At 39.9% G+C, this 10,388-nt stretch carries 14 protein-coding genes; 1 reads left to right on the forward strand and 13 read right to left on the reverse strand.

The genetic code is table 11. The features are described 5' to 3' along the window. Positions 1-57: 57 nt before the first annotated feature. The 3 genes from KPC_RS13740 to KPC_RS13750 form a co-directional block, all read right to left on the reverse strand. Positions 58-645 (reverse strand): N-acetylmuramidase family protein, encoded by a 588-nt coding sequence (locus tag KPC_RS13740; protein WP_121974942.1) that lies wholly within the window; start codon positions 643-645, stop codon positions 58-60. Then, the gene (locus KPC_RS13745; protein WP_121974931.1) at positions 638-1,024 is read right to left on the reverse strand and encodes a DUF2304 family protein; all 387 of its coding nucleotides are present in this window, start codon (positions 1,022-1,024) and stop codon (positions 638-640) included. Before KPC_RS13745 ends, KPC_RS13740 begins: the two co-directional genes overlap by 8 nt. 209 nt (positions 1,025-1,233) lie before the next feature. After that, positions 1,234-2,145: a LysR family transcriptional regulator gene (locus KPC_RS13750; protein WP_121974932.1), complete on the reverse strand. Its 912-nt coding sequence runs from the start codon at positions 2,143-2,145 to the stop codon at positions 1,234-1,236. Positions 2,146-2,243: 98 nt separating this feature from the next. Between KPC_RS13750 and KPC_RS13755 the strand changes: the two genes are divergently transcribed. Then, positions 2,244-2,852 carry an FMN-dependent NADH-azoreductase gene (locus KPC_RS13755; RefSeq protein WP_078194113.1) on the forward strand — a complete coding sequence of 203 codons (609 nt, stop codon included), beginning with the start codon at positions 2,244-2,246 and terminating at the stop codon, positions 2,850-2,852. Positions 2,853-2,979: 127 nt separating this feature from the next. Here KPC_RS13755 and KPC_RS13760 read toward each other — a convergent pair whose 3' ends face one another. From KPC_RS13760 to KPC_RS20395, 10 genes are all read right to left on the reverse strand, one after another. Next, positions 2,980-3,606, reverse strand: coding sequence for a hypothetical protein (locus KPC_RS13760; protein ID WP_121974933.1), 627 nt, complete (start codon positions 3,604-3,606; stop codon positions 2,980-2,982). A 2-nt stretch (positions 3,607-3,608) separates the two neighbouring features. Further along, positions 3,609-5,231: a phage tail protein gene (locus KPC_RS13765; RefSeq protein WP_121974934.1), complete on the reverse strand. Its 1,623-nt coding sequence runs from the start codon at positions 5,229-5,231 to the stop codon at positions 3,609-3,611. Continuing rightward, on the reverse strand, positions 5,231-5,860 hold the full coding sequence (locus KPC_RS13770; RefSeq protein ID WP_121974935.1) for a DUF2612 domain-containing protein: 630 nt from the start codon (positions 5,858-5,860) through the stop codon (positions 5,231-5,233). Before KPC_RS13770 ends, KPC_RS13765 begins: the two co-directional genes overlap by 1 nt. Further along, on the reverse strand, positions 5,860-7,056 hold the full coding sequence (locus KPC_RS13775) for a baseplate J/gp47 family protein (protein ID WP_121974936.1): 1,197 nt from the start codon (positions 7,054-7,056) through the stop codon (positions 5,860-5,862). The genes KPC_RS13770 and KPC_RS13775 overlap by 1 nt, the downstream gene beginning before the upstream one ends. Further along, complete coding sequence (locus KPC_RS13780) at positions 7,053-7,406, reverse strand: hypothetical protein (RefSeq protein ID WP_121974937.1); 354 nt, start codon at positions 7,404-7,406, stop codon at positions 7,053-7,055. Before KPC_RS13780 ends, KPC_RS13775 begins: the two co-directional genes overlap by 4 nt. After that, entirely contained in the window at positions 7,403-8,026 is a 624-nt protein-coding gene (locus KPC_RS13785; RefSeq protein ID WP_213065900.1) for a Gp138 family membrane-puncturing spike protein, read from the reverse strand. Before KPC_RS13785 ends, KPC_RS13780 begins: the two co-directional genes overlap by 4 nt. Then, positions 8,007-8,918: a baseplate hub protein gene (locus KPC_RS13790; protein ID WP_213065901.1), complete on the reverse strand. Its 912-nt coding sequence runs from the start codon at positions 8,916-8,918 to the stop codon at positions 8,007-8,009. Before KPC_RS13790 ends, KPC_RS13785 begins: the two co-directional genes overlap by 20 nt. Continuing rightward, positions 8,875-9,156, reverse strand: a complete 282-nt coding sequence (locus KPC_RS13795; protein ID WP_121974940.1) for a phage baseplate plug family protein — start codon at positions 9,154-9,156, stop codon at positions 8,875-8,877. The genes KPC_RS13790 and KPC_RS13795 overlap by 44 nt, the downstream gene beginning before the upstream one ends. A gap of 4 nt (positions 9,157-9,160) precedes the next feature. Continuing rightward, entirely contained in the window at positions 9,161-9,763 is a 603-nt protein-coding gene (locus KPC_RS13800; protein WP_121974941.1) for a phage baseplate protein, read from the reverse strand. A gap of 65 nt (positions 9,764-9,828) precedes the next feature. Next, a partial coding sequence (locus KPC_RS20395) for a hypothetical protein (RefSeq protein WP_171334499.1) occupies positions 9,829-10,388 on the reverse strand: 560 nt, incomplete at its 5' end.

Consider the following 10,388-nt stretch of genomic DNA (forward strand, 5'->3'; position numbering starts at 1 on the left):
ATTTAAAGAAGTAAAAATTAATACCTGACATATTTAGTGACAAGTCTGCAAATATTCTTAATAAATTTTCCACTTCTTATAAGCATTGGCCAACTTCACGTCATAGTTATTTTTTGCATAACCAGCACCGTTATAACCACGTGCAAAGGCTTTCCAGTCTTTGTTTTTCAATGCATTGACCAGATTATTCACCTTGATATATCTGCACATAGCTTCAAGCTGTGATGCTTCATCACGGTACATGGCATTAATAAATGCTTGTAACGATACATAGCCCAGTGATTTCCAGTGATAACCCATAACTTGGCCAAGTCCCCAAGATGCCGACTCCAAAGCCGATGTACGGTCATATTGAGCAGCTACATTTAATCGACCATGTTGAGCTGAATACAAGCCATAGCCACCTGATGTTGTATTACACAAATCTGGGCGCTCTTTCATCATGCGATAGACAGTATCTGCTTTACCGTTTGCAATTAAACGCTGTCGCATCACATGACGTTCAAAGAGAATGACTGGCGTACCATCTGTATTAAAACCTGAGCTTTTACACTCCACCTCGATGACGGCGCGCAAGCACGCCGTTTCAATTCCAAGGCTCTTTGCTTGATCTTGAATTTGTTGAGAGGTGATCTTTTTACTTATCATTTTTTAAATTCCTCACTTCTTTGATTAAGTCTTTGATCGTTTCCGCCTGACGTTCGATCATGAAATTGAAAGACAAACGGACAATGAACCAACCAGGTAATCCGCATGAGAAAATAATGAAAGCTAGCCCAACGACACCGAACCAGTCATTCACCCAGTGGCCAATTTCCAGATAGCGGATAACCGTTGCACCTAGCCCAGCACTAAAAATGATTGTGGTAATAATCCCTATCGCCCACTCCTTTGCGTTTCGTGGGGTCTGTATCATCATGAGTACGATTGCTATTGCTGCAACAATGAATACAAAAAAGATGGTTCCAAGCCCGATTGCTTTAGCTGCACTAGCGCTTGCTGCAGTTGATACTGGTTCAGCCATGTGGCCTCCTAATTTTTGGCAATAAAAAACCGATCACTAATTGGATCGGTTTGTAAAGTTAAAAAACGTCTACTGGTTCAAGTTATGTACTTGTATTTCGTATAAGGTGTATTATGTTAATTTTAGGAAAGCTTAATAAATCCGTGTTTAAAAATTAAACTAGAAAGATTTTGTATTACTATCAATTTAGAATTCCTCTCTTATAAATCTTATTTAATGACGCTATCTTTTTGTATTGATGAAGCTATTTTATCAATGGTAGTACGAACACGTATTGGTAAGAAATTTGATCTTTTCCATACAATTTGAATAGGATAGTTAGTACTTGAATAGTTAGTAAGTAGGTGTATTAATTGACCACTTTGTATATATTCTTGAATCAACCAGGAAGGTAACCAACCAATTCCTCCATGCATTAGTACATAATCTAATATGCTTTTTATGTCATCCATTTGAACTTTATTTTTTGGCAAATATTTCATAGTTTTATGATGAGAACTTTGAAATATCCACTTTTCAAGCTGCCCATTTTTCAAATATCCAATAGTCTGATGGTTATCTAAATCTTTGATACTCTCAGGAACCTGGTATCTTTTTAAATATTCAGGTGTGGCACAGAGCCACATTGCATGCTCAGAAATCTTTTTAACCATTAATTGACTATTATCTTCTAAATTACCAATTCTTATCACTAGGTCATAATTATCTTCAATTAAATCAATATAACGATCATTAAAAGNAAGAACCATATTCAAATTTTGATGTTCATCTGCTAAGTCTCTTAATATCGGAACTATGAACTTTTGTCCAAATAATACAGGCATAGAGATACGTATCATTCCCTGAATATTTTGATTATTACTTTCAAATAATGTCTCAGCTATTAATAATTCTTGTACAGCCCGCTGGCTATGTTCATAGAAAATACTACCTTCTTCTGTGAGAGCTAAATGACGTGTATCTCTGTTAAAAAGTACTACTCCGAGCTGTACCTCAAGCTTTGAAATCATCTTACTGACAGCGGAACGAGTCAGATGTAATTTTTCTGATGCTTTAGTAAAACTTCCTTGTTCAACAACACTAATAAATGCCATCAAACTTTTCAGATCATTAACACGCATATTAGTTCCAATTGGGAATCAATGAGTTGATTTATTATCACTTTTGTATCCAATTTATCAATGATAATCTAATTAAAATTCATATTAGGAACCTTACTATGAACAGAATTTTAGTTATCAAATCTAGTTTTATGCAGGAAAAATCTCTAAGTAATCAGCTCATTAATAAATATTTATATAGACGTAAGCAAAGTGGTTATGTTGACCAAATAATTGAACATGATCTAGGAGCTATGAACTTACCAGTATTAAACTTAGAGATATTTAATGCCTTACGTGGAGAGGCGAATGAAAAACCTGAGGTAAAAGCAGCAGTAGCTCTCTCTGATCAATTTATTCAAGAGCTGAAAGATTGTGATCTATTATTGATTGCAGCACCAATGTATAACTTAAATGTACCAACCCAATTAAAAAACTGGTTCGACTTAATTGCACGAGCACGAGTAACTTTTCAATATACAGAAACCGCACCCGTAGGATTAATTAAAGGTGTTAAATCAATTATCTTTAGTTCACGTGGTGGTTTTCATCAAGATCTTCCAACAGATGCTGTTACAGCATATTTAATAGCAGTATTAGGATTAATTGGTATTGATAAGGTAGATTTTATATATGCTGAAGGCACTGATATTAAACCATTAGGGAAATCTAAAGCACTTGAATTAGCTTCACAGCAAATTGCTTTACAAACGAACGTAGGATTGTAAGTATATTCTTCCTTATGGCAATGAAATTATAATTTTCTATTGTTCTAAGGTTCCTATTTAACATAATGGGCGTTACGCGAAATACTTACCTTACATAAATATTTCGCATAAAATTTGTTCTTAAAATTTAAAGAGACATAGCATATCGCCACATCTCATCCACTTGCTCATCTGATAGTTTTAAAATACCGAGCATGTATCTAACCGATTCATTGCTCCGCTCAAACTTCTCAGACTCAGCATATTCAATTTGAACCTTTTTCTTTTGTGTAGCATCCTGAATTGAGTCAATCGCCTGCTCTATTTGATCCAGTAAATCATGCTCAAGTAAGGTCAGTTTAAATTGACGCCGTGTAAGCGGTGCAAATGCTTTTAAACGGTCAGCTTCTTTTTCTGCATCACTACGTGGATCAATCCAATGATCATCTTCCCATTGCTCATAGACCGATTGCGGTGCATTGAAGGTAAAACCGTCTTTAATTGCACCTACATAATCAACAGTCGAGGATAGCCCTGTATCTGTTGAATAAACCGTTTTACGGCGATGATCTTCAACTAATCCCCATTGCTGATTTTCAACATCAAATACAGGAATAAAACCCTGCTCTGCAGTTGGTGGTTGGATATTGGTACTTTGTGCAGGTAGTCCTGTCCCAGTTGCCCGTAGATATTCAAATGAACCTACCAGACGCTGGTCATCAGCATCATAACTATAAGCCATAATAATTTGATCTTTTTCAGAAATAAGCGTCATTGTTAACCTGCCTTGATAATATAGTTGAATGCAATATTGCGTGGTCTAGTCTCAGGATTCCCTGCTGAACGAATCTGGATACTCCCCCAAACATCCGTTACCCCTGAGGATGAGGTGACTGCAGCATCTGGATTTTGTTGTCGAACATTGTTGGGATCACCTCCCACCATAATTTCATGTGTATGTTGGCCAACACTGTCATACTGTTGACTTAAAATAGTCCGGCCAGGATCTACCCCACGACCATTGTCATACCCACGAATAAATTCACCCCGCATGTCTGGGAGACGACTACCATATAGCTTGTATAAAATAGGATATGTCTTAGCATCAATTGATTGCCCTAGCATGCTCAAATAACCTGATGGTGGTATCGCTTTGGGATAAGGAATAGGTACAAATAATGAAGGTTCAAGCAATTCATTTAGCAAGTCAGTTGTGACGATATACTCAGAATTCGTCTCTTTATCAACTTTAATCGGCGCTCCATCATTCCCATAAAAAACATAATATTTCTGGTAACTCGGCAAATCATTTGTGGAAGTACCATTAATATGTCTATGCCTAACCCTGAACCCGACTAAAGGCTTCAGGTTATCTTTATCAGGGTTCGGATAATGGGTTCCAATTGCAAAAAAACCTTGATAGGGTTGCTCGATCTGGTCGGTTATCGATAAAGCATCTAACGTATTATTTACAGTTGATATTCTCAGATACCCTTTTGCTTGTGGATAATCCACACTCAATTTGGTTTGTTGAAGCACTTTCCCTTGTCGCGCCGTAAGCGCTTCAGTCGTACTATCACTAATCACCGAGTCATTCAGCTTCAGCACACCTGTCTGGGTTGTTGATGCCGCACGAATTGGCGTAGTTGAAACAACAGTGAGTAAACCTTTGGCGTTGACCGTAACTGTTGGAATTTCAATGCCTGATCCATACGTTCCTTCGACAACACCTGAGTTGGCCAAAGTCAGCACACAGGTCACATCCTTGGAACCATCAAACTGTACTGAACCCGTCGCTGCACCTGTATAGTTAAATGTTCGGGCTGTGGTGAGCTTACCTGCACTTGCTGCAGCAGCATTTTTATCTAGCTTTTGATCAACAAGTCCTTTTAAAACTTTGCCCTGTTTCGCTGTTAGGGCTTCAGCGGCACTATCACTGGTGAGAGTATCATTGAGTTTCACCACACCCGCTTTGTCAGTGGTGGCATTGGTGATTGAACCATCACCTGTGTAGATCTTCCACTTGTCCCGATTCTGCTCATCGTTCGGATCAGTGAGGTTGTTATCTATCTGGCTAATATATTCCCGTGTACGATCTGCAGATAAAAGAATGGCACCTTTAGAATATCCACCAATCGCTTTGGCATAATCTGCATCAAACTGATAACGCCCGCCTTTTGATAAGAACACGGTATTGTCAGAAAGCTCGAAGAATATCCCGTTAAAATCTAACCCCTTAGGTGGCAAACCGCCTTCTTCTACGGCGGTCATGGTAATGGGTGGAAATCCGATAGACCAGGTTGCATCCTCTAAGTCTTGCCCTTTTTGACGTTCGTTATAAATCTTGTTGTGCTTCCCATTTAATGAAAAAGGAATGCTAATCAATGTCGGGTTACTCATTATGCAAATACTCCCTGATTAAATGGTTGAAAGCCTGTACCTGAAAAACCAAATATGTTGCGTGTTACCATTTCTTTGTAATCCACTAAAACACCACTCGGTCTCGGTAATAATTCCAGTTTGTAGACCAGTAAGCGTTCAAAAGCCCTTAAATTAAACTCAAAAAAATATCGGGCTTTCATATGCCCGATAATTAAAAAATAACAACGCTCTCGAAAGAGTATCCTCAGAAACTTATTGATATTTGGTGCGGTGGCCAAAACAATATTAGATGCCGCCTTGATAATGATCAGTGTTCTCAGCTGTGCATCATTCAGTTTAAAGGAGGCGTATTTGGTTCCTGCAGAACTAAAGGGACGTTGATTGAATGGATAGAATGAAACATTACGGGTTTTAAATCCAAATGCTTCAGCCTCAGGATTGGCTGTTCCAATGTTTCGGTCTACCCCGACAATCCGCCCCCATATATCCAGACCAAAGCCTTTGGCTGTTTTGAGGTTACACACCAACTGATAAAAATCATCAATATTCTGATCTGGATCTATGCAGGTGTTTAATTCCTCAATCAGCTGGCAGATCACAGGGCTATTGGCATACTGTGACATTAAGGTGTCTTGAATATTTTTCATTACACAAACTCAATATAGTCTTCAGTGGTAAAAGGAAATTCATCCACCCCAAAATCCAGAACATCAGTAAAATTCTGCTGATCCCGACTGATCTGTATAGATTCAATAATCAAACTGGTGACCGCAGTGACCTGACAAACAAAACGTAGCGCCACCACAGGATGGCCAATCCTAGCTTTGGTCTTGCCACTTTGCATCGCCTCAATAATGGCTTTCTTCATGGCCTTTTCATCCTGAAGTGACATGGCTGTTTCATCTTCAAGCCTGATCCTGAAATAAACCGGAATATGTTTGGGGCGCATGATTTTGACGTTATAAACAGGTGGTCGCTCTGGAAAGTTGTCTGTATCCCTGACCTTAACTTCCGTATTACCGTTAAATGAACAGCCTGAACCTGCCTTGATTAAGGCTGTCTTGGCAATCTCATAATCATCACCGCCGACCACGGAAACCAGAATGCTGTTACGGATAATGGGATAGTGGGTTGACCCTACCAGCACTGTTTCATCTGTCGGGTTATCAACAACAAATACGCTCACCACATCTTTTAAATCAGCGACCGCTCCATAGGTGGCGGCATTGGTGTTTTTAGAGTTGGCTGCAACAGATTCACGGCGCCGTTCTTCAAAATCCGTCCGGCTTTCTTCCTCACGTCCTTCAATCGCTGCCGTTTCATTCAAGACCTGATCCAGACCAGGAATGACTTTAATCATGATATTAATGCTGTGTGCTACTGCCTGTATTGTTCCAGCTGTGGTACATAAAGCCTGGACCTGAGCACGTCCATTATTTCCAATCAGTACATCCTTTGTGGTTTCCCACAAATAGCCATTCCGATCCATAAACTGGCTTTTGGCAGGAATTTTTACGTTGGCCAGACCGATAAAGGTCAAAATCACGTTGGAATGGGTTTGATGCTTACGTTCTAAAAAATAGATCTGGCCAATACCTTCTTGCCAGATACCTTTGGAATAACGCGGATCGGTGAGATTCAACAGTTGAATCATTTGATTGCGTTCATCCTGAATCATCGCCGTAAGTGAAGTAATCAGTTGACCCTGTGGAGTCCTTAGATCCTCGTTCAACTCATCCCCAAAGGCTGTTTTAAATAATCTCCATAATCCAGCCATCACCGCTTCGGTCGGCGGTGCATAAATCCCCTTATCGGTAATTTCAAGTAACGGGATCATACTCATAGCTCAACCACTCCCTTTTCGCCATTTTGTTGTTTGAATAGAATCCGTCCACGTAGTACCCGTTCTTTCAATGAATACAATTCCACATTGGCTTCAATCACATCGGGAATGGATAAAGCGGCATCCTGTAAATGTTTACGATATAGCGCAAGTGAATACTTTCCCTGACCCAAAATGTCTTCCAGATAAGGGATACCATCCTCCTGACGTACATAAATGTCTTTACTGAAAGTTCTGCAGGCACTGGCAATATCCTGTGCCTTTTGGTAGGTTGCTGTTGCCGTGGCAATATCACCATTCACATCTAAAGCCAGATCCCATGTATTTGGGTGTAGAAACAAGGTTTTCATTTTGGCTCCCGAGTATCTGAATCACCTGATCGAACACCGCCGTGCACATGTGTATCGACAATGACACCATTTGATAGTGTTAAAACCCCATCTTTGGAAATCTTCAATCCGTTGATATTAATATCACCTGTGCTGACGATATTGATGCCACCTTCAGGATTGAACTGGATATATTGCGTTGGACTTCCATTTAAATAACCGCCCAGATATAAACCATCTGACCAGTCGAACTGGCGCCTGGAATTAGGTGGTGAAGGTTTTCTAGTCCGTTTGACTGCAGATATATCCCGTGAACAGAAACTGCATAAAGCAATATCACCCTTTTGTGGATCGATCACTACTGCATTTTGGCCACCCTGCAATCTGAAATACGGGATATTTCCAATCACCCCATGTTCAATAATATTGTCAGATCCATCCAGCTGGGAAACTAACGGCTTAACACTCACGGTACCAACAGGATTAATCCCGTCATTTTGTACTGCAACAACTTCAACCAAAGTAATGGTCTGCATTTTGCCCGTTAAATGACGGAATAAAGCTGCAAGCTGTGCAGATCCACCCATGGCTTGTTCAGGACGTATCAGTCCTAATTTATCGCTATTTTTTAACTGCATCATGCGTATCCAGATAAGTTGCATTGACTTCACATGACCAATTGCCATTGGGCACATTGGCCTCCAAACTCAGCCACACGCCATACGCCCGCCAATCGGCATTGCAGATTGCAATTTCACTGTCCTGAATAGAAACAACCCCGCCAAATCGTATTGCGGGGTTGTATAAACATTTGAAGCTGACGCCTCTTAAATCAGGTGTGGGATATCCAATCAAGCCTGTAGACGGTGAAATAATCGGAATTTTTAATTTTCGGGGCACGCCCTTAGGTGCAATAGCAATCAAATCCTGCTCAATGTACAGATCTATATCGGCGTGGGTGGCCAGTGCCTGAATCTTGGCTAAAGCAGTATCAGGTAGATATCGGGTATCAATAATTTTACTGACCCCATTATTTTCAAACTGATAACCCATTTCATCACACAGGGTTTTAATCATATCGGCCACATCATTTTCACCCTCAAATTGAGTCGGTGAAACAGGGCGTAAATGTTCAAAGATGGCTGCCTGAGAATCTATCGCTAATGCCACGTCAGGGGCACTCTCCATTTCAGGATAGGCAAAGGTGATATTGCCCTCAAAAACCTTATACAGGGTTTCACCCTCTTCACCCGCATCTATCCTGACCCGATTCATTAAAGCTTCAAGAGTCTGCCAACGCACTCGAAACAGCTTCATCATCTTGTCCAAAGGTAGACCATAGATTTTAATTTGCGCCGTTGGCATGACGGCGCCACCACCATACATGCAATTGAATAAAACACGTAAACCTGTTGAGGTCAGCTGATTGTTCCCTTGAACGGTGAATACTTCTTTTTGACCTGCAATCGTCAAAGTGACACGAATAACTTTACGCTTCATCTGTCCACACCAACTTATAACGTCCCACTTCATTCAATCCCGAATAGATCGGATCGCTATTTCCCTGAGTATCAATAAAAACCAGATTGGGGGTAATAAAGGCACCATCGACACAAATACGATTTAAAACCAGCGTACCCTGATTTTCATTTTCGACGGTTGCATAGAGATGATCCAGGCGGGTTTGTAAGGTGAATGTCCAGCGTTGACCTGCAATAATACTGCTCACCGTCTGGTTAGGATAAGCATCTAGGGGAATGGTCACAATCATAGTTTCACCCAAACAATTTTTTTAAGATGGACTGATTATCACTGGCATCTTGTGGCTGACGTTCGCCGCCGTCTTTGGTTCTGGCATCCGCAGGATTTTTAACCTCTTCCAGTCGATAACTCACAGCGACTTCCTGAATCTCTTCAAGATGGATATTGACCTTGATCAACTGGGCGCCATCACTCGCTGATCGGGCATTATCACAACCGACAATACTGGCGTTGGTATAAACATAATCCGGGGTGACAATTTGAAATTTAAGAGTACTGTTGGCCAGAGTTTCGATCTGAGCCAGAAAAGCACCACGTTCTAAAGTACCGCCACTGCCTTTACTCATTTGAACCGTGGCTTTATAAGGTTCTTTGACTTTGTTGTAACTGGTGAATGAACCTTTTTCGACGGGTGCATTAGAAATCTTTGAACTAATGGAATGCTGGATAGATAGGACGTTATCAGACAAAACAATCGGGACGCCGTATTCATTAAAAATCCCCCAGTAGTTGCCAAATATAGTTTTAATTAAAGCGGCACCGCCCAAACTAATCACAGCACCAGTACCTGAATCGACCAGACCTTTAAAGTTGGGAATATTCGGCATTCCACGCATATCGTTCTCCCATAAAAAAACCCACTCGAAAGACTGGGTTAAAATAAGATAATTAGTTTATTAATTTAGGTAGTCACCAATACTCCTTGCGAGGTAGAAGTACAACCTAAACGTCCTATTGTATAAAATGGATAAGTCCCAGGTGAACCAATATAGACGGTTAAAAATATTCTTGAATAGCCTGACTCATTATTTAAATTATCAATCGCTTCATTATAATATCCACCAACTTCTATTCTCCTTAATAATGAACCTGTAGCATTTTGGTATAAGATATCACCGGCAATTGGATTATTTGCACCTGTTATACCATTGTAATTACTATATGAAATACTTTGTATATTACAAGCTTGTCTTTGAGATAAGATTTTATCTATTTCGGTTTTTGACTTTTTTATATCATTGCAGACTAAAACAGAGGTTGTATTTTTTTGAATAATTCGTACTCCTTTATCTGATGCATCTATACCATTGATAGCCTTACATACTTCATTATTATATTGTAAGGTTTCCTGAGTCGAACTATTAGGTATATAAAGTAGTTTTTCAGGTGAAATCTCTTGGAATTTTTGTTGTAGGATATATTTTTTACCTGATGGACTAATATTCTCAGATGTTCTAGTAA

Origin of the sequence: Acinetobacter stercoris (genome assembly GCF_900323515.1) — a bacterium.
In the GTDB taxonomy this organism is placed as follows: Bacteria; Pseudomonadota; Gammaproteobacteria; order Pseudomonadales; family Moraxellaceae; genus Acinetobacter; species Acinetobacter stercoris.

What these genes read in the sequence shown, in the direction of transcription:
- KPC_RS13745 (WP_121974931.1), bottom strand. Translation starts at nt 1,024, where the DNA reads ATGGCTGAACCAGTATCAACTGCAGCAAGCGCTAGTGCAGCTAAAGCA.
- KPC_RS13755 (WP_078194113.1), top strand. Translation starts at nt 2,244, where the DNA reads ATGAACAGAATTTTAGTTATCAAATCTAGTTTTATGCAGGAAAAATCT.
- KPC_RS13760 (WP_121974933.1), bottom strand. Translation starts at nt 3,606, where the DNA reads ATGACGCTTATTTCTGAAAAAGATCAAATTATTATGGCTTATAGTTAT.
- KPC_RS13765 (WP_121974934.1), bottom strand. Translation starts at nt 5,231, where the DNA reads ATGAGTAACCCGACATTGATTAGCATTCCTTTTTCATTAAATGGGAAG.
- KPC_RS13770 (WP_121974935.1), bottom strand. Translation starts at nt 5,860, where the DNA reads ATGAAAAATATTCAAGACACCTTAATGTCACAGTATGCCAATAGCCCT.
- KPC_RS13775 (WP_121974936.1), bottom strand. Translation starts at nt 7,056, where the DNA reads ATGAGTATGATCCCGTTACTTGAAATTACCGATAAGGGGATTTATGCA.
- KPC_RS13780 (WP_121974937.1), bottom strand. Translation starts at nt 7,406, where the DNA reads ATGAAAACCTTGTTTCTACACCCAAATACATGGGATCTGGCTTTAGAT.
- KPC_RS13785 (WP_213065900.1), bottom strand. Translation starts at nt 8,026, where the DNA reads ATGATGCAGTTAAAAAATAGCGATAAATTAGGACTGATACGTCCTGAA.
- KPC_RS13790 (WP_213065901.1), bottom strand. Translation starts at nt 8,918, where the DNA reads ATGAAGTGGGACGTTATAAGTTGGTGTGGACAGATGAAGCGTAAAGTT.
- KPC_RS13795 (WP_121974940.1), bottom strand. Translation starts at nt 9,156, where the DNA reads ATGATTGTGACCATTCCCCTAGATGCTTATCCTAACCAGACGGTGAGC.
- KPC_RS13800 (WP_121974941.1), bottom strand. Translation starts at nt 9,763, where the DNA reads ATGCGTGGAATGCCGAATATTCCCAACTTTAAAGGTCTGGTCGATTCA.